At 52.2% G+C, this 18,195-nt stretch carries 16 protein-coding genes; 14 read left to right on the top strand and 2 right to left on the bottom strand.

Annotation, left to right across the window (positions count from 1 at the left end):
- The first annotated feature begins 1 nt into the window (after window position 1).
- The 12 genes from IMQ33_RS24450 (at window position 2) to IMQ33_RS24395 (ending at window position 12,103) form a co-directional block, all read left to right on the top strand.
- Complete coding sequence (locus tag IMQ33_RS24450) at window positions 2-1,252, top strand: beta-ketoacyl synthase (RefSeq protein ID WP_196062820.1); 1,251 nt, start codon at window positions 2-4, stop codon at window positions 1,250-1,252.
- 2 nt (window positions 1,253-1,254) lie between these two features.
- Entirely contained in the window at window positions 1,255-2,058 is an 804-nt protein-coding gene (locus IMQ33_RS24445) for a MaoC/PaaZ C-terminal domain-containing protein (protein WP_196062819.1), read from the top strand.
- A gap of 15 nt (window positions 2,059-2,073) precedes the next feature.
- A complete protein-coding gene (locus tag IMQ33_RS24440; RefSeq protein WP_065684124.1) occupies window positions 2,074-2,322 on the top strand; it encodes an acyl carrier protein in 249 nt (82 codons plus the stop codon).
- A gap of 4 nt (window positions 2,323-2,326) precedes the next feature.
- Window positions 2,327-3,061, top strand: a complete 735-nt coding sequence (locus tag IMQ33_RS24435) for an SDR family NAD(P)-dependent oxidoreductase (RefSeq protein ID WP_196062818.1) — start codon at window positions 2,327-2,329, stop codon at window positions 3,059-3,061.
- 590 nt (window positions 3,062-3,651) lie between these two features.
- Window positions 3,652-4,200 (top strand): tyrosine-type DNA invertase, encoded by a 549-nt coding sequence (locus tag IMQ33_RS24430; protein WP_021179836.1) that lies wholly within the window; start codon window positions 3,652-3,654, stop codon window positions 4,198-4,200.
- 500 nt (window positions 4,201-4,700) lie between these two features.
- A complete protein-coding gene (locus IMQ33_RS24425) occupies window positions 4,701-5,225 on the top strand; it encodes a fimbrial protein (protein WP_074031379.1) in 525 nt (174 codons plus the stop codon).
- Window positions 5,226-5,324: 99 nt separating this feature from the next.
- Complete coding sequence (locus IMQ33_RS24420; protein ID WP_161738724.1) at window positions 5,325-5,999, top strand: molecular chaperone; 675 nt, start codon at window positions 5,325-5,327, stop codon at window positions 5,997-5,999.
- A 104-nt stretch (window positions 6,000-6,103) separates the two neighbouring features.
- Window positions 6,104-8,659, top strand: a complete 2,556-nt coding sequence (locus IMQ33_RS24415; RefSeq protein WP_196062817.1) for a fimbria/pilus outer membrane usher protein — start codon at window positions 6,104-6,106, stop codon at window positions 8,657-8,659.
- On the top strand, window positions 8,650-9,795 hold the full coding sequence (locus tag IMQ33_RS24410; RefSeq protein WP_065684130.1) for a fimbrial protein: 1,146 nt from the start codon (window positions 8,650-8,652) through the stop codon (window positions 9,793-9,795). Before IMQ33_RS24415 ends, IMQ33_RS24410 begins: the two co-directional genes overlap by 10 nt.
- Before the next feature lie 71 nt (window positions 9,796-9,866).
- A complete protein-coding gene (locus tag IMQ33_RS24405) occupies window positions 9,867-10,409 on the top strand; it encodes a fimbrial protein (protein ID WP_098929900.1) in 543 nt (180 codons plus the stop codon).
- Between the two features lie 365 nt (window positions 10,410-10,774).
- A complete protein-coding gene (locus IMQ33_RS24400) occupies window positions 10,775-11,368 on the top strand; it encodes a response regulator transcription factor (protein ID WP_021179842.1) in 594 nt (197 codons plus the stop codon).
- 66 nt (window positions 11,369-11,434) lie between these two features.
- Window positions 11,435-12,103, top strand: a complete 669-nt coding sequence (locus IMQ33_RS24395; protein WP_065684132.1) for a response regulator transcription factor — start codon at window positions 11,435-11,437, stop codon at window positions 12,101-12,103.
- A 323-nt stretch (window positions 12,104-12,426) separates the two neighbouring features.
- On the opposite strand, the gene IMQ33_RS24390 is transcribed toward IMQ33_RS24395, so the two are convergent.
- Window positions 12,427-12,978 carry a tyrosine-type DNA invertase gene (locus tag IMQ33_RS24390; RefSeq protein ID WP_161738722.1) on the bottom strand — a complete coding sequence of 184 codons (552 nt, stop codon included), beginning with the start codon at window positions 12,976-12,978 and terminating at the stop codon, window positions 12,427-12,429.
- A 510-nt stretch (window positions 12,979-13,488) separates the two neighbouring features.
- On the opposite strand from IMQ33_RS24390, the gene IMQ33_RS24385 reads away from it, so the two are divergent.
- The gene (locus tag IMQ33_RS24385) at window positions 13,489-15,141 is read left to right on the top strand and encodes a multidrug ABC transporter permease/ATP-binding protein (protein WP_098929902.1); all 1,653 of its coding nucleotides are present in this window, start codon (window positions 13,489-13,491) and stop codon (window positions 15,139-15,141) included.
- A gap of 366 nt (window positions 15,142-15,507) precedes the next feature.
- Here IMQ33_RS24385 and IMQ33_RS24380 read toward each other — a convergent pair whose 3' ends face one another.
- The gene (locus IMQ33_RS24380) at window positions 15,508-16,722 is read right to left on the bottom strand and encodes an MFS transporter (RefSeq protein ID WP_196062816.1); all 1,215 of its coding nucleotides are present in this window, start codon (window positions 16,720-16,722) and stop codon (window positions 15,508-15,510) included.
- 696 nt (window positions 16,723-17,418) lie between these two features.
- Here IMQ33_RS24380 and agaR point away from each other — a divergent pair.
- Window positions 17,419-18,195 (top strand): transcriptional repressor AgaR, encoded by a 777-nt coding sequence (agaR, locus tag IMQ33_RS24375; protein ID WP_037375671.1) that lies wholly within the window; start codon window positions 17,419-17,421, stop codon window positions 18,193-18,195.

Here is an 18,195-nt window from a genome sequence, read left to right as displayed (position 1 = left end):
CATGAATAGAGATGCTTTGCCACGTCGCGTGGTGGTTACAGGCTATGGTGCGGTCACGCCATTGGGGATGAATACCGAGCAAAGCTGGGCGGCGATGATGGATTACCGCTTGGGTTATCGCTATTGCGATAAATCTGCCATGGGGATCCAGTCGCATTTTTTGGGGGTGATAGACGACGAACCTGACTTGAAAGGGGTACCTGCCGCGATCCGCCGCCGTTTGCCACGCTTTGCCCGGTTAGCCTTGGGGGCGGCCCGCGAAGCAATGGAGATGGCCTTCCATGGGGAAAGCCCGGCGGCCTATTACGATCTGCTGGACTGCGGCACCATCATTGGCAGCGGCTGGGCGGGCCAGGATGAAATACAAAACAATCATGAGGACTTTCTGCGTGCAGGACTGGGTTCACCCTTTGGCTGTTTCCTGTCTATGCCGAATGTCGCGACGGCGGCCTGTAGCCTGTTCTGGGGCCTGCGCGGCTATCAGAATAGCCCGATTGCGGCCTGCGCCACCGGGACGATCGCCATTGGCGATGCGTTTGAGGTGATCCGCAGTGGCCGTGCCTCGATGATGCTGGCTGGGGCTGGGGAGTCGTTAAGCAGCGACACTGCCGTCTGGAATATCGATGTGCTGCGTGCTTTGACGAGTGAGCAGGACGACATCAGCAAGGCCTGCTGTCCGTTCAGCCTCGATCGCAACGGTTTTGTCCTCTCGGAAGGTGCGGCCGTGTTGTGCCTGGAAGAGCGCGAAGCCGCACTGGCGCGTGGGGCAACCATCCTGGGGGAAATCAGGGGCTACGGCAATTACTCTGATGCCTTCGACTTTACCGCCCCTGCGGAAGACAAGCTTGCCCGGGTGAAAACCATCCAGCACGCCTTGCGGCAGGCCGGGGTGACGGCGGAGGAGATTGACTATATCAATGCACACGGCACCTCTACGCCCCTCAACGATCTGAATGAAACCCAGGCGATCAAGCTGGCCTTTGGTGATGCGGCCTATAGCACGCCGCTTTCCAGCACCAAGTCTTACTCCGGGCATCTGATTGCGGCGGCAGGCAGCTTTGAATCCATCATCTGTCTGCAAGCGTTGCAGCATCAGCTGATACCCGCCACCTGTCACCTGAAAAATGCTGATCCGGAGTGCGATCTGGATTACGTCAGCGAAGGGCATCGCCCGGCCCGGTTACAGAACATCTTGAATCTGAGCTTCGGCTTCGGCGGCGCTAACGCGGCGTTGGTTATCGGGCAGGAATGAGCATGATCTTCAACTACACCTTGCGCGATGCCGAGGAGTGGGCCGCCTTTTCCGGCGACTACAACCCGATCCACTTTGATCTGCAACACGTGCGCAAAATGGGAACCGATCAACTGAGTGTTCACGGGATGCGTGCGATGCTGGATGTGAAACGTCATCTGAGTGCGGTGTTGCTTGCGACTCCGCTGGAGCATGACTTTTATGTTTTCAGCACCCGTATGCGCCGGCCGGTGCTGTGCCAGACGCCGTATCACTTGCAGATAGCGGGCAACGGCAAGCAGATCACCGGTGAGTTGCGGGATTGCGCTACGCAGGAAAGCTGTTTCAACAGCAAGCTGGCTCCGGCCAGGTCACTAGACTTGGTGACTTCCGATCACGAGCATGCGCTGACCGTTAACGAGGTGATGGCACTCTGCCAGCCTTTCCCGGGGCAGGCATCGGAGATCACCCAGGCGTGGAGTTTCTTTGACGCCCTGCTGTTCCAACTGCTGGTGAAATCCCCGGAAACCTTGGCGGCGCTGACGACGGCGCTGCCGGAACTGCAGGCCACCACGCTGATTGAGGTGTTTGCCCAGAGCCCCGTGGTACAGACGCATCATGAAACCCACTTCAGCGCCCGATTATTCAACCCCGAAACGCTTTTTGCACCCGAAGACCGGCTCTACTACCGCATTCAGCCGATGCTGGTTATTGGGAATAAAAGCAGCGGATTGGTGTTACGCACGGTGATCGAGGCCAGAACGCAGCGGCATCCGCTGCTTGCGACTTCCGTCACCTTAAAAACATGGCCATTGGCCGATCATTAACATAGGGATATAACCATGGAAAACTACCAACAGGTTTACGACACCGTCACGGAAATGATTTGTGATGCCAAGGATCTCGAGATGGCCGATCTGGTGCCAGAGATGCCCCTGCAGCAGTTGAAGCTGGACAGCCTGGACTATGTGGAGCTGATGGTGCTGGCCAAACGCGAGTTCGGGGCCACGCTAACCGCCGAAATGTTCATCAATCAGCCGACTATGACGCTGGGTGAACTCTGTCAGAACCTGGCTGATGCGCAAAAGTAATCCCATGACTAAACCATGGGTGTTGGTGACCGGAGGAAGCCGGGGAATTGGCCGCGCATTGGTGGAAGAGTTGGCCAGGCAGTGGAACGTGGTGTTCACCTGCCGTAACGGCAAGTCGGCCAGCGCGGCGGTGATTGAAGCCTGCGCGGGTTTGCCGGGTTGGGTGGAAAGCTGCGTGTGTGACGGCAGTGACGAGCAGGCGGTGGAACTAGTGGCTCCGCAGTTGCTGGCCCGCCTCGGTGCGCCTTATGCGGTGATCCATAACGCCGGGATCACGCTGGATGATTTGCATATCCAGCAAACCGGTGAGCGCTGGCGGCAGGTGATCGACACCAACCTTAACGCCATCTTCTACTGGAACCGCCACCTGCTGCCCGCCATGATGGCGCAGGGGGAAGGAGCGATGGTGCTGATGTCTTCGGTGACGGGCATCAAGGGCAACACCGGGCAAACGGCCTATGGGGCCAGTAAGGCGGCGATGATCGGCATGGGGAAATCTTTGGCGCTGGAAGTGGCCCGTTTTGGTATCCGGGTGAACTGCCTGCTGCCCGGGATTATCGAAAGTGAGATGACGCGGGCCATTCCGCCGGAGGCGCTGAAGGCGCTGCGTAAGCAAATTCCTCTGCGCCGCCTGGGCAAAGCCAGCGAAGTGGCGCGTACCACCGCGTTTCTCATCGGTGATGACAGCCGTTATATGACGGGCCAAAGCCTGATCGTTGACGGGGGTTTGACCGTCTGAACGCATTAATACCTCCTGTATTATGTTGGGGCACTGTCTATCGGTGCCCTTTTTTTTGCCGTATATTCCCGCGAATTTATTCAGGTCCGTTTGATTTTTAATCCACTCATATGCGTATTTTCCGATGGAGTCGCCTATTTGTATAGGTGGAGCTTATGTTTGTCATTTTTTTATGTGTTTTTATTTTGGGATGATTCTTTGATGGATCCGTTGTAGGACGCCTCTCTACTTAACGTCCCATTCGGTTATTGGGGATGGATATTATTTAATTTCCCATCGAGGTGTTTATATGTTGTATTTCTTGCGTTCATCCTGTTGTTATTATGTTGCATAATTTAACCTTGATGTTTTATTAACCTACAGATGAACTGAACTACTGATTTTAATCTCATTGTTAGTTAAGTTGAGTTAGATCATAAGCAATTAGCATTGTTCCATGACCTGGCTGTTTCGTGATTACTTATCGGCTATACTCCACTTAAGGATCCAGGATGTTATCCGAAGATAGGGGGCAATGCTCCTGAGCGTTGTTGTGGAAATAAAAGGGAGGGAAAATCCACATACTTTTGGTGAAAAGTCAAAGAGGTACTATGACCAGTCGTAAACATTTAACGCCTTCCGAAGTGGAGAAACTGCTAGAGGCAACGCTGAAAGGCAAGAACCCAGAACGTGACTACTGTTTGATTTATATGTGTTTTATCCATGGTTGCCGCGTGAGTGAAATCAATAGCTGGCGACTGTCAGATATCGATCTTGAAGGTGGCAATATTTATATTCATCGATTGAAAAATGGCTTCTCAACGGTTCATCCTTTGTATGTACGCGAGCGGAAGTGTTTACAGCGTTGGATGGCCAAGAGAAAACATTACCGTGGCGCGGATAGCGAGTGGTTGTTTCTTTCTAACCGGGGATCTCGTTTATCACGCCAACGTATTTATTGGCTCATTCGTAATTACAGTGAGGCAGCCAATCTGGAGGTCAATGCACATCCCCATATGCTGCGTCATGGCTGCGGTTTTGCCTTGGCAGACCGGGGAATTGATACGCGTTTGATTCAGGATTTTCTTGGCCATAGGAATATTCAGAATACGGTGTTATATACGGCAAGTAATGCCAGAAGGTTTAAGGAGGTATGGTGATTGAAGTATGAGGAAATATGTCTAATGAGTCACTTTGAACTAAATTGCAACATACTCTAGGGATACTCAAAAATAATGTCAACACTAACTATTCAATAATTCATCTTGATTGATAAATGTATTAAATAACAACGATTTAGATAATTTCCGCCATAAAAAACCCTCATCCAGCCTTAAGTGTTTTCTTACTCAAACACCTAAAAAAATCCAAGCACAAAATTTGTCTGTTTTATGTCTAGTTCATAATCCTTTTATATTCGTGATTATTGGAATATTGAACTACGTGTTGTTTATTTTATGGCCATCCTTGGCATATTAAACCAAAGGAGTCACTTTAGTTCAAAATGAATCGTTTGGCTGGAAAGGTATTGCTGCCCCATCGCTATTTGCGGAGGCGGTTTTCAGTCGATGAACTAAATAAAAAGGAATGACATAGGGTTATGTCAAAAATAAACAAATGCGCGCATTCGAAGTGCATTATTTAAAAGGAAAAGTAGTATATGAACAAGAATCTGCTCGCCGTGGCTGTACTGGCCGCCTCCGCGTTTTCCACCGCTGCGTTCGCTGCAGACGGCAAAGTAAACTTCTCTGGTGAGATCATCGATCAAGCTTGTACCGTACATTCTGACTCAGAAAACCAGACCGTTACTCTGGGTAAAGTGTATGTCGGCGCATTCAAAGGTGGCGCTGGCGTAACTGCTGCCTCTAAGGATTTCTCCCTGATCCTGCAAAACTGCCCAGATACGGTTACGGCGGCGACAGTGCGTTTTGATGGTATCCAGGTCGCGGGTAACGATGCCGTTCTGGCGCTGACCGAAGAGCCGGGTGTGGCCACGGGTGTTGGTGTTCAGATTGCTGACAACAACAACAAAGTGATTAACCTGCACACGGATTCAAGCGTTTACCCGCTGAGCAGCACCGATGATAACGTGCTCGGGTTTGTTGCACGTTACTACGCGACTTCAGCCACCGTAACTGCTGGCAAGGCTAATGCAGTGAGCAACTTTACCATTATCTATCAGTAAGTTTTATCCGCTCGGCTGATACGGGCGGCATAAGGCTGGTCAGGGGAGCGAAAGTTACCCCCTGGCCTTTCTCTCAATGGGCGAAGTGGTGAATAAGAAATGAAAGTCTGGCGGAGCATAATAGTCGCAGCGCTGTTACTAACCTTTGATGCGCAGGTACAGGCGGGCATTATTGTCGGCGGAACGCGCCTGGTTTATGACGGTGGTAAAAAAGAAGCCTCCCTAGGGATCAATAACCCAGATAAGGTGCCCTATCTCATCCAATCCTGGGTTGACACAAATGAAGGGGGCACCTCCAAGGTGCCATTTATCATTACCCCCCCTTTATTCCGTTTGGATGGTGAGCAGAATAATATCCTACGCGTAGTGCGTGCCGGGGGGAATTTGCCGACCGATAAAGAATCTCTCTATTGGCTGAACATCAAATCTATTCCTTCGGCTAAGAAACAGGAAAACAGTTTGCAAATTGCGGTCAAGACGCGCATCAAGCTGATTTATCGCCCTCAGGGGTTACCCGGTACGTTAGAGGACGCCGCCAAGACATTAACCTGGCAGCGTAGCGGTAACGCGGTTCAGGTGACCAATGCATCGCCCTATTTTATCACTCTCTTCTCAGTCAAGCTTAATGGTACCCCGCTGAAAAATGTCAGCATGGTTGCACCGAAGTCCAGTGCACGCTTCGAACTACCCAACGGTAGCTCTGGTGGGGCATTGAGCTGGGAAGTTATTAACGATTACGGCGGTATTACTAAACCGTTTATCGGGAATCTATAAGGCATTCACCAGATTAAATACAGCTAATCCCTGCACAGGTAGTACAGGGAAGGGACGCGGCTTGCCGGAATTTGCTGGCGCGGCTGATAAATGGAGTTAAATGGATGAAAAACCCGAAGCGTATAGACTCGCGCGGATTTAACCGTACCCCGCTGGCGTGGTTGATCTCATGCCAGGTTGCCATGTTAATGGGAATGTCCGGTAGCGCACAGTCCCGCGATTACTTTAACCCGGCACTGCTGGAGCTTGATAATCCGTCTCAGCGAGGGGCTGATCTGACGGTTTTTGAAGATGGTCAGACTCAGGCCCCAGGTACGTACCGGGTTGATATCTATCTGAATGGGGCGATGATTGATACCCAGGATCTTGATTTCTCCCTCCAGAGAAGCCCGGCAGGTGAGGATAGCCTGCAGCCTTGCCTAAGCAGCGATATGCTGGAGGCAATGGGCGTGAAGATCGCCTCCTTCCCCGCTATCCCGGCCTCTGGGCAGTGCGTTAATCTGGCGCAGATCATTCCCCATGCATCGGCCTCTTTCCGTTTTAATCAGCAGCGGTTGGATATCAGCATCCCCCAGGCGGCATTGAACTCGTCCGTCCGTGGCTATGTTTCACCAGACCAGTGGGATCAGGGAATACCGGCGCTGTTGGTCAACTATAACTTTAGCGGTGCCAACAGCTGGGCACGAAGCAGTAACAGCTCGGACAGCAATAGCTATTATCTCAACCTGCGTTCAGGGATCAACCTCGGCGCCTGGCGTCTGCGTAACTACTCAACCTGGAATCGTGACTCTGATGGTGAAAGTCACTGGGATTCCATCAATACCTATTTACAGCGCGACATCGTGGCGCTGAAGAGTCAGTTGATACTGGGCGACAGTTCCTCTCAAAGCGAGGTGTTTGACAGCGTACCTTTCCGCGGCGGTCAGTTAGCCTCGGATGATGACATGCTGCCAGAGAGTTTAAGGGGTTATGCACCGACGGTACGCGGCATTGCCCGCAGTAACGCTCAGGTCACCGTTCGCCAGAACGGCTATGTCATTTATCAGAGCTATGTGCCACCTGGGGCCTTTGAAATCAGCGATCTCTATCCGACGGCGGGCAGCGGCGATCTGCAAGTGAGCATTAAAGAGAGCGATGGCAGTGAGCAAAGGTTAGTGGTGCCGTTTGCTTCCGTTCCGGTGTTACAGCGGCAAGGGCGTTTCAAATACAGCCTGACCAGCGGCCAATATCGTTCATCCAACAGTAACGTGGATGATACGCTGTTTACTCAAGGCACGGCGATCTATGGCTTGCCGAGAGGGGCCACCCTTTACGGCGGCGTGCAGGCTGCCAGCAAATATCAGGCACTGGCTTTCGGCTGGGGGCAAAACATGGGGGTTATCGGCGCGTTTTCTGCCGATGTTACCCAGGCTTGGTCTAAACCTGAATTTTCTGCCAAAGAGCGCGGCCAGTCGTGGCGTATGCGTTACGGCAAGAACTTTGTCGAAACGGGTACCAGCTTCACCTTGGCCAGCTATCGTTACTCTACGGCGGGGTTCTATACGCTGCAGGAAACGTTAAATACCTATACCGGCGGCAAAACATCACAAAGTCAGAATCACAAGAAGAGTCGTGCTGAACTGTCGATGAGCCAGGCGCTATGGGAAGGTGCCGGTTCACTGTCGCTCAGTCTCTACAGCGAAGATTACTGGAACGATCGGCGTCGTAATCAGTCGGTGAGCGTCGGGTATAACAATAGCTGGAACAGTATCAGCTATGGCCTGAACTACACCTTCAGCAGAGATGGTTATGACAGCAGCGGCGAACGTGTCAACTATGACGACCATATTCTCGCCTTTAATATCAGCATGCCATTGGGCGGAAGGCTGTCTGACAGCTATGCAAGCTACAACCTGAATACCAGCCGCAAAGGCACCACCAGTAACTCGGTCGGCCTTAACGGTACCGCATTACCCAGTAATAACCTGAGCTATAACGTCAGTCAGGGGTACACCAGCCAGGGCGTCGGGGCTTACGGTAATAGCAGCCTTGGCTATCGTGGCGGCTTGGGCAGAGTCAACGTGGGGTATGGCTATAACCGTTCCGATCAACGCCTCAACTACGGGGTACAGGGCGGGATCCTCTTGCACGAAGACGGTTTGACACTCTCGCAACAGATGAATGAGACGGCGGTGCTGGTGAAAGCACCGGGAGCCAAGGGTGTCAATATAGCCAACCAATCAGGGGTGACTACCGACTGGCGTGGTTATGCCGTAGTGCCTTATGCCACGGTATATCGCAAAAACAATATTGCGATAAACACCACTACTTTGCCAGATGATGTCGATATGACGATAACCAGTCAGACGGTGATCCCAACCCGTGGTGCCATCGTGCGTGCCGAGTTCAAACCTAATGTCGGTCAGCGGGTATTGATGACCCTGTTGAGGCAGGGCGGTGCGCCAGTACCGTTCGGTGCCACCGTAACCGATAGCAATGGGGGGGACAACGGTAGCATCGTCGGTGACGGTGGTCAGGTATTCCTCTCAGGGATGGCCGGTAGCGGCAAGTTGCTGGTCAAATGGGGCAACGCCGCGTCGCAACAATGCCGAGTGTCTTACAGTGTGCCGGAGCAAAAAGATAGCGCCGGGATCCGTCTGATGAATGGCCAATGTTTATAAAGGCTTTAATGATGAATAAATGGAAATCGTTAGTGCATTATTCAGCAATCGGGGGAGTTATCGCCTTGGGGTTGGGGATCCTGCCGTCGGCGCAGGCAGCCATCGGGCAATGCGAACCTGCTGGCTCGACTATGGGTTATCACTTTACCTTTAATCAGCTGTTCGACCATCCGGATAAGAACACGGCTGGCAAGACTTTTTATGAGGTGAATAAGGCCGAAAATGTGTGGCAGAACGAGGGGGACGGGTATCTGGTCAACTGCGACTGCGGTAGTGAAACTCGGATGAAAGAGTCGTTTATTATGGCTGTCCCAAGGGGGGCGCCTTTGCCGGATGGGGACGGTAGTAGGCAGTTTTATTCGTTGAGCGGCAGCGATGATTTTTCTGCAGCTATGGACGTGTATATTGCCGGTGCTGTCAATAAGTATTTCCCTGTGCCTTTCCCCGGCAACGGATGGAGGGGGAATGGTTTTTTTAACCGGCCTCAGGATTGTAAGGGCGTACTCTATGATAGTGGTGCACAAGGATTAGTTCATCTCTATTTCAGGCAGGCGGTTATTGGCACGTCGACAATAACTCATTCTCCCCTTTTGGATGTCTATATTAATTCGGATCCCAATGTAGGCCGGGGGAGCAGGCCAACGGCATCAGTGAGCATGAGCGGTAAGATCACCGTGCCGCAAAAGTGTGAACTTAAAAACCCAATGATTACCGTGCCCTTTGGCAGCATTATGTCCACCGATTTTAAAGATAAAGGCCAAAAACCAAGTACCGTCCAGATACATGAAGAAACCCTGTATCTGGAGTGCACCAACCTATCGACGCGTGCAAAAATCAGCTTGCTGTTTGAGGGCGAGGTAAATCCTCATGATCCTACTGCCCTGAAGACCACTACCACCAATGGTTCGGTGACGTCGGATAATGATGATATTGCGATCAGAATTGAAGAGAAACGTGGCGGAAATACCCAGGTTATTTCGCCTGGGGACAAACTGTCTATGGAAATGAATGGATTGGGTAATATCGATAGTGATAGTCAGACGACATTGAACATCTACCCTATTAGCACGACCGGCAAAGCACCGAAAGTTGGAGATTTTGAGGCAACCGCGACTATTACGGTAAAAATGGAATAATCCCGTTTGCATCGGAAATCTTGGGCTTTCTGCGAAAGTAAGTTTAACTAAAATGGAGAAGGATATTTATTATGGACATGAAAGCAATTTTTAAAACGACTGCATTGTGCCTGGCGCTCGGTGGTATGGGGATCAGTTACTCGGCTCTGGCGGTCGATGCACGCATAAAGATCACCGGTACGGTCAAAGCTTCGCCGTGTACGGTCGATGCCGTGGGGGGCGATGTCAATGTCGATCTGGGAGAGGTCAAGGCACATACTCTGACGGCGGGGGCGGGGAGCGATTGGGAGAGTTTTAGTCTGGATCTGAGTGATTGCCCCGTTTCAACCACTGACGTTACTGCGACATTCACCGGTACGGCAGCGGATGAAAGCGCGGATTTGTATAAAAATGCCGCGGCCAATCCTGCCGGTGCTGTTCAGATTGAAATGGTTGATGGGAGTACATCAGGAGCTAATCGCCGGTTGGGCAGCGGCAGTGATATGACCGTGCTTGTCGATCACTCTACCAATAAGGCGAGCTTCCCACTGAAGGCGCGCGCCTTCAGCACTAACGGTGGTGCAACCCCAGGCAGTATTGAGGGTGTTGTGCAGGTGGCACTCACCTATCAGTAATCACCAGTAATACCCTCTAGCCATAAGGAAACCTGGCCCCATTTTTTTATGGCCGCTTTAGCTTTACCTGTGTCTGTTAAGTTATTTGCCTGGGGCTTATTAAATGTTGGTAGCTGGTTTTATTTTCAATATGTTGTTTGATCAATAAAAACAAGAAAAGATAGCCCTCATAAATATGAGAGGGAATGACATTTTTGCACACCAATTTATCAAGGAAGTAAAAAAGGGTATTTAGCAGAAATGGGAGGTTCAATATGACAATAGTTCATACTTATCAGAGAGGGAGTGCGCATTCCCCCAGCCCCTATGGGTTAAAAGGGGACGGTGTGATTGTAATGGAATCTTGCCCCATTACGGCACTCGGAATGCGTAATATTTTGGCCCAGTCCTGTGGCTTGACGGACGAGGTACAACGGGTCAGTAATCTGGAGCAAATCCCAGGATTGATGCGCCACCGCCCGGCCCGGCTATTGATTATGGAACTGTGTGGTGAAGAAGAGTCGGTTCTGGATGGTTTAAGGCTGATTGCACAGTGCCTGGAGCATTGGCCAACCACGGCGATGATCGTGTGTACTGCTCTTGACGATCCTCGGGTGCTGCAATTGCTGACGGCATCAGGCATCAAAGGGCTGGTGCTCAAGCAGGAGCCTGGCGTTGCGCTGGCGCAATGCGTAAAGCAGGTCTTATCGGGGTGTCGTAGCTATAGCCATAAGGTGCGGCAATTGCTGAGCAGTCAGTCCGCCATTGGCAAAGCCTTGACGTCCCGTGAGCTGGATGTGTTGACGCACCTGTTTTCCGGCAAAAGCGTAACCACCGCGGCGTTGATGATGCACCGTGATGTCCGTACCGTTAGTACCCACAAGCGGAATGCGATGCATAAGTTGGGCTTTCAAAATGATGGTGAACTTTATTTGCAGGGCAAGTGGATGGCAAAGACCGGCCCGGTGTTTGCCCGCTAACCTTTGATACCGCTAAGCACTTATTCTCTGGATGGAATCAACGAGATATTTATACAGGAGTCGTTTATGCAACCCTTGTCACAAAAGCCGCTTGGCTTGGCGTTAATGGATCGCAGCCCGCTCACACTTACTGGGCTGTCTTGCTTTATTGGCACGCTTGACGTCGCCAATGAGATTATCGTGCAGGAAACCAGCATGGCTGCGGTGGCCGAAAGGTTGCTGTACCAACCCGTCGATATTCTCATCACTGAACTCAATGGCCTGAATGAAACCATCGCGCAGTGCCGTGAAGTTTTACTTAATTTGTGTGCGCAGCAGCCTGAGTTACGGGTCATTGTTTATACCCGTAGCCAGACAGGGGAGGATCTGTGCAAACTGCTTGAGGTGGCCAATATCAGCGTGGTGTCCCGTGGGGATGAATTGCCGCTGGTCGGGGAGTTCTTTCACCGGGTGTTTAACGGTGAGCGCGTATTGAGCCCGTTGATCGGCTCTTATCTGGCGCGTAGCGATCCTGAAGATGTTTCAAGCTTACATCATCTTACCCGTTGCGAAAATGATGTCCTGTCTTTCTTGTTCAACGGGATGAGCCTGCGGGAAATTGCTGAACTGCAACAACGCAGCATCAAGACCATCAGCGCGCACAAATGTAATGCCATGCGCAAACTCCAGGTTAAAAACGACAGCGAGTTGTTCTCGCTGAGAAAAAACATTAGCCAGCAGTTTGCCTGTGATTGATGGCTGGAAATCGCTCGATGCCCCGCCGTGCTGCCATCAAGTATGGCGGGGCATACCGCAGAGCTGACGGAGCAGTACCTCGATCACCCAGTTACTGATCAGCTATCCATAGATATTCCGACCGGCGATCTCGAAGATGCCAAATCACGACAGTATCATGATGGTCGTTCCGCCAAGTTTGGCTTATGGCAATAAAGACCAGCCCCTGATATCCCATCGTGATCGACTATGATAATAACGTAAGAATATAGGCTGTTGCGCAGCTAGCTACACTTGCGAAGTAAAAAATGTGGTGCCAGTTTGGAACGGTGGCCGGCGTTGGGTTAAATATGTATTACCCGAAAGCGTTCAACATTGCTGGCAGTATAAATAACGGTGTTCTGAATGTTGCGATGGCCCAGGTAATCTTGAATGAGTCTGGTGTCGATCCCTCTATCTGCCAGGGCATAGCCGCAGGAGTGACGTAGCATATGGGGATGGACCTGGACGTCGATACCGGCTAATTCACCGTAGGACTTTATTAATCGGTAAAGTTGTTGGCGAGAAATTTGCCCACCGTGGCGAGAAAGAAACAGCCAGGGGCTATCAGGCTCCAGGTAGCTTGGGCGTTTTGCCAGCCAAAGGCCCAGCGCGATACGCTCACGGATTTGAATAGGATGCTGGACCGAAAAACCGTTCTTTAGGCGGGATACGTGTAAGCGGTTGGTAGCCAGGTCAATATCCTCCAGCCGCAGCCCCCGTAGTTCGCTGACGCGTAATCCATGAATAAAGCACATCAACAGCATACAGCGATCGCGGCAACCGTTGGCGCCGTCCGGGACGGCGGAGATCATTCTCTCAATTTCAATATGGCTGAGATATTTGCGTTTTGTCATTCTCTTATCCCTAAGTTAAATAAAGCAAATATGGCGAGTGGTTTATTCATTTAAACATTGAATACCCTTATCAGCAAACGAAATAGCAGTGTCACTGCGGGATTAATTCTGAGGTATTATCTTATTGCTAGGTTTAAAGGGGGGTTAATGGTTATTTATTAAGAAAAAATCAACTCACTTGATCATCAGCAAACCCTGTTTGATGGGTTTAAAAACCGTATGTTTAGAAATGATTTACTTAATCTAATGCGTTAGCTGTTTATCTAGAACGACTGAACATCTTTGGGTTTATGCCTATTTTTGAGATTTTTATTATTGTGTTAATAATGTTTTTTAGCCCGATAAGCAGTTGCTTGCCCTCTATTTTCTTTAGTCATCGCCCTGCGTTTGGCCTGCACGGACAGGCCAGGGTCAGCATCTTCTTACCCAACAAAATGAGAATTGTTATTGATATCACGCTTTCGCCAACTACAATGCCCGCCAGTGCATGATTTTTGAATAGGGTTTCTGATGGAGTTGTTACGGGTGGTGTTCCAGCAGTATCGCTGGCCGTTTCTGGCGGTAATGGCGTTAACCATGGCCAGTGCGGCGTTGGGGATCGGCATCATTGCATTTATTAACGTGCAACTGATGGGCGCGGCGGGTAACCCGCTAGTGGTGTTGCCGCAGTTTCTCGGCCTGTTGGCCCTATTGATGGCGGTTACGCTCGGCTCTCAGTTGGCGTTGACCTCGTTGGGGCACTATTTTGTTTACCGGCTGCGTGGTCAACTGGTGAAGCGAATATTGGATACCCATATTGAACGGTTGGAGCAGTTGGGTAGTGCCTCACTGCTGGCTAGCCTGTCGAGCGATATTCGCAATATCACCATTGCTTTTGTCCGCCTACCGGAGTTGGTTCAGGGGGTGATCCTGACCTTGGGATCGGCTGCTTATCTGGGCTGGTTGTCGCCTGCCATGTTGGGCGTGACAGCGATATGGGTGACGGTCACCATTTTGGGGAGTTGGTATCTGGTCTCGCGGGTTTATAGCCACCTGAGCAGCGTGCGCGAAGCGGAAGAGCGACTCTATCTACATTATCAAGCGGCGATCGACGGGCGCAAAGAACTGGCGCTGAACCGCGATCGGGCAAAAATGCTATTCCAGCAGGCTTACCAGCCCGATGCCGGTGACTACCGTCACCATATTATCCGCGCAGATACTTTCCACCTTAGCGCCGTGAACTGGTCGAATATCATGATGTTGGGCGCTATTGGCCTGGTGTTCTATATGGCAAACAGCCTGGGCTGGGCGAACACCACGGTGGCGGCGACCTATTCCCTGACACTATTGTTCCTGCGTACCCCCTTATTACAGGCGGTTGGGGCATTCCCGACGCTGATTGCGGCCGAAGTGGCCTTCAATAAAGTGAAGGCGCTCAAACTGGCGGAGTATGATCCGGCATTTCCGGCTCCTAAGGCTCGCGCGTGGCAAACGCTGGAACTGCGTGACGTGGCATTCCACTATGCGGCGGGTGAACAGCAATCAGGGTTTGCGGTTGGGCCGATCAATTTGACGTTACGGCGGGGCGAACTGGTGTTCCTGATTGGCGGCAACGGCAGCGGTAAATCGACGCTGGCCATGCTGCTCACTGGGCTGTATGTGCCCGTTAGTGGGCAGATCCTGCTGGATGGTCAACCGATTACGGTTGCCGATCGTGAAGATTATCGCCGCTTGTTCTCTGCCATCTTTACGGATTTCTACCAGTTTCACCATCTGTTGGGGCCGCAAGGAGAACAACCGGACGCCGAACTGGTGGAAACCTGGTTACAGCGCCTGAAAATGAAAAGCAAATTGGAGTTCGACGGTACGCGCGTCACCAATCCACAGCTGTCGCAAGGGCAGCGCAAGCGCCTGGCCCTGCTGCTGGCGGTGGCTGAAAAGCGGGATATTTTACTGCTGGATGAGTGGGCGGCGGATCAGGATCCCCAGTTCCGCCGTACTTTCTACCGTGAGTTACTGCCCCAACTGCGCGAAATGGGAAAAACCGTGTTTGCTATCAGCCATGACGACCATTACTTTGAACATGCTGATCGCCTGCTGCAAATGCGAGATGGGCATCTGAGCGAACTGATTGGGGATGATCGCCATCAGGCGAGTCGGGACTCGGTTAGCCAGCTTGATTGAATTGCTGAATTTGTCGGGGCGCTAATATTCGCCCCGACATAGCGACTTGGTTGAGGAATATCTGTCGTCCCATAGGCCTAGGCTAGTTGAGTGATTGTTTATATCGATAATCAAAATCGCCGCCAATGATTTACTCTGTGTCTAGGGGAAAACGGTACATGGCATTGCGCTCGTGGTACCGATTTCAATTGGCAACAGGGTAGCCAGGGGAGCAGGAACGCGCCGATGGACAATCAATCACTCATTCCCACCACAGAGGTTCCACTAGCGGAAACGCTAAGATTTCCGCCATCCTGGCAACTCAATGAGCGGCAACAGCGCTTTATCGAAGATCTTTGGCTGGTGGAAGATCATGCCATGCCCGGTTCAGCCGATAATCTTGCGACGCCCGGCCAAGATGCCGAACAGCATCTGTAGCAGCGTTAACCCTAGCAAAATCGTCAACGGCACCGTCCAGCCTTGGGTCAAATCATGCACCAGGCCAAACAAGGTCGGCCCCAATGCGGCCAGTAGATAGCCGATGGACTGCGCCATCCCTGACAGCACCGTTGCCTGATGGTGGTGCTGGCTGCGCAGACCAAAGAAGGACAGTGCCAGCACCAACGAACTCCCCGCCCCCAGCCCGGCAAATATCAGCCAGATAAGCGAGTGGGCAGGCAGCAACAGCAATCCGCCGACGCCAATAAAGATCAACAGCGAACTGACCAGTGCGATCCCCCGCTGGTCGCGAGCGCGTGGTAGTGCAAACACCATCACAAAGTTGGCGGCGATAGCCACGATCTGATAAACAAACAGCTCGAACCCCGCCTGCTGCGGTGAGGTGCCGTGGCTGGCGGCAAAGGCGCTGAACCAACCGATAATGGTGTAGAAAGTGATGGATTGCAGCCCCATGAACAGGGCCACCTGCCAACCCAGGGCGCTGCTCCAGGGAGAGCGAAAGGTTTCTGCGGCCACCGGCGTGCCGGTTCGGGTAACCGGGATGGGTTTGCGCTTCAGTTGGGGTAGCCAAATCGCCAGCGCGATAAACGCCGGCAGGCTCCAGCACAGCAGTGAAAAACGCCAGCCGTTATCGTTGAATGCCGCTAACGGCACCGCCATGCCGGAGGCGATAGCGGCCACCAGTGACATCACGGCCGCATAGGTACTGATCATCACCGCAGCCCGATGAGGAAAATCGCGTTTTACCAGCGTTGGTAGCACCACGTTGGCAAAGGCGATGGCAGCGCCGATCAACACCGTTCCCAGCCACAGCATGCCATCCCACGGTTGTGAACGTAGCACGATCCCGGCGACCAGCAGCATCAGCGCCAGCCCGAGTGTACGTTCAATCCCAATGTGTTTGGCCAGCGACGGCGTTAATGGCGATAACACCGCAAACAGGATCAGCGGCAGGGAGTTGAGTAACCCGGCGGCGGTGGCAGAAAGCATCAGTTGTTGCTGGATCTGTTCCAGTAACGGGCCTACGCTGGTTAAAGGGGCACGCAGGTTAGCCGCCACCAGCATGATGCCGGCCAGCAATAAGAAACGCGTCAAACGGCTGCGTTTAACAACACAATGTGCGGGTGGTTCAGGTTGGGGCATGAGATCCTCGCATCAGGCATGCAGCCAATCATTACTGCATGACGAGATGCGTTGATTGACGTTAACGCTTACGTACTGGCAGGGCTGCCAGTATCTGCGTGCCAGTTTAGGAAAGATCATCTCGCCTGACAAGAGGTTAAGGAAACCGCGCTTGGCACCCACCAGGTGACTTTGATCAACGCGAGGGCAACTATTGCTGGCAGCATGGCCCGCTATAACGGATAGTAACGGCAGTAAACTTATTGTGAGGAATCGCTATGTCTTCTTTCTACAGCCCCCGCCGTATTGTGCTTTACACCATCGCCGTGATCGTGATTTTGGTGATTGTTGGTCTGGTGACCCACCTGGGTGTCGGTTGGCTAAACTGAGCCAATTAACAGTTTTGTGATGTTGATCACCTAAGGAAAGAAAAGCCTTTTCGCTGCTGCCCGCCAAAGCCGCTTTCACTGTGCTATTTTTCACATACTCTTAACCTGCCGCCCTATCGGCCTGCGGCAGATTTCACTTTTCTCGCGCCCGCCGAGGAAATAGTTTCATTTCATTTCGATCCGAAAGCTTTTTACCCCCATTTGCTGCTAAAACTGCCCTGTAACCCCGATCACAATTTCATTGCTTTCGCTTTGTTGTAATACCGCCGCAGTAGAGCGAAAGCCATCATCTCCCGGCCGAAACCGGAAACCTGAGGACCTATTGCTCATGCCAGTGAACACCGCTAAACGACGTGAACACATTATCGATCTGCTCTGCGAGCACGGAAGCGTGCGGGTGGAACAGCTCAGCAAACAGTTTGCCGTTTCCACGGTGACGATCCGCAACGATCTGCGCTTTCTGGAACGCAAAGGCTGTGCGCTGCGTGCCTATGGCGGGGCGATGCTCAACCAGCAGTTTGCCTTCGATCGCCCATTACACGACAAGGGGCGCTTGAACCGAGATGTGAAATCACAGATTGCCTGCCGAGCGGCAAGCTACGTGCGGGACGGTGATGCGCTGATCCTGGACTCCGGTTCCACCACGGCCCAGATCGTGCCCTGGTTGAAACCGCGCCGCGATCTGGTGGTGATGACCAATGCGCTGAACATTGCCTATGAGCTTTCAGGTTACGACGGGGTGGAAGTGATGGTGTTGGGGGGAAGCGTCCGGCAGAACTCCTATTCGCTCTATGGCCCGGCTGCCGAGCAGCAATTGCGCCAGTACCGCTTCGACAAACTGTTTTTGGGCGTCGACGGTTTCGATCTGGTTGCGGGGATCACTACGCCTCATCCCGGTGAGGCACACCTCAATCGTGTGATGTGCGAGGTGGCGCGCGAAATTATCGCGGTAGCGGATGCCAGCAAGTTTGGTCGCAAGAGCTTTTGCATGATCCGCGAAGTCGGGCAAATTCATCGGCTGATCACAGATAGCCGTCTTCCACAAGATTATCAGCAGGCGCTCAGCGATTTAGGCGTAGATGTGGTGATAGCCGATCGCGAATAG

Origin of the sequence: Serratia sp. Res13-Sevr-LER1-36-b, from assembly GCF_015673035.1 — a bacterium.
Taxonomy (GTDB): Bacteria; Pseudomonadota; Gammaproteobacteria; order Enterobacterales; family Enterobacteriaceae; genus Chania; species Chania fonticola_C.
This window is presented reverse-complemented; position numbering and strand designations above follow the sequence as displayed.